The sequence below is a fragment of the Acinetobacter sp. OYA S30 genome, from assembly GCF_033599315.1.
GTDB lineage: Bacteria > Pseudomonadota > Gammaproteobacteria > Pseudomonadales > Moraxellaceae > Acinetobacter > Acinetobacter baumannii.
Window position 1 is genome coordinate 1 of the sequence record NZ_JAWVAV010000125.1, and the last position, 1,021, is coordinate 1,021.

Annotated in this window: 1 protein-coding gene; it reads left to right on the top strand. The window is 40.9% G+C overall.

Annotation, left to right across the window (positions count from 1 at the left end):
- Positions 1 to 70 precede the first annotated feature (70 nt).
- A partial coding sequence (gene lptG / locus R5R67_RS19430; RefSeq protein WP_318755205.1) for an LPS export ABC transporter permease LptG occupies positions 71 to 1,021 on the top strand: 951 nt, incomplete at its 3' end.

The window sequence follows — 1,021 nt, forward strand, 5'->3', positions numbered from 1 at the left end:
CCGCCTTATTCTCACGTAAGCAGAAGTTAGGACCAAAAATCAAGAAACAGATCAAGCGAGTGAAATTATAATGTTAGCACGTCGAATAGTCGCCAAATATGTGACGAAAACCACTGCGCTTGCGATGTTTGGCACCACAGTTGTTTTGTCCATTCTTCAGGTCTTATTTACATATCTTGGCGAGTTGGGTGAGCTCAAACCAGACTATAACGCATGGCAAGCTCTCGTCTATGTCTTGTGGGGAGCTCCTCGCTATCTCTATGAAATTTTACCTATCTCTGCCTTGATTGGTGCTGTGATTGGACTGGGCTCATTGGCAACGAGCAGTGAACTCATTGTTATGCGTTCAGTCGGTGTTAGCTTATGGCGTATTGTCGGTTGGGTTATGCGCTCAGCTTTACTACTTATTATTTTGTCGTTTGCTTTAAGTGAATGGGTTATTCCTTATACCAATGAAAAAGCCCAAAGTGTTAAAAGCCATCGTTCTGTAGCTGCTTTAGGTGAAGTTAAAGGCTATTGGTCACGTGAAGGGCAGCGATTTATCTATATCGACTACGCTAACTCTCAAGGCAATTTAAGAGACATTCAAGTGGTCGACTTTGACCAGAACTATTACTTGCAATCATTAATTAATGCTCAGCAAGGCCAGTTTATTAAAAATGGTCAATGGGCTTTGAAAAAGGCTGAACAAATGGACATTTTGGCGGCAGGAAATGCCATCAAAACTGACCATGAAGAACAATCACTTGCTTTAGCATTACAGCCTAAATATGTGCATATGGTGACTTTAGATCCTGAAGATTTATCGCCAAGCCAACTGATTAGCTTTATGCGTTATATGGATGAATATAGTCAGGTACCAAAGACTTACCAATTAGCTTTCTGGCAAAAAGTTGCTTCGCCATTTTCACTCATTGCATTAGTTCTCGTGGCGTGTTCTTTTATTTTTGGACCATTACGCCAACAATCGATGGGTTTCCGTTTGGTGATCGCATTGTTCATTGGTTTGAGTTTCTATTAT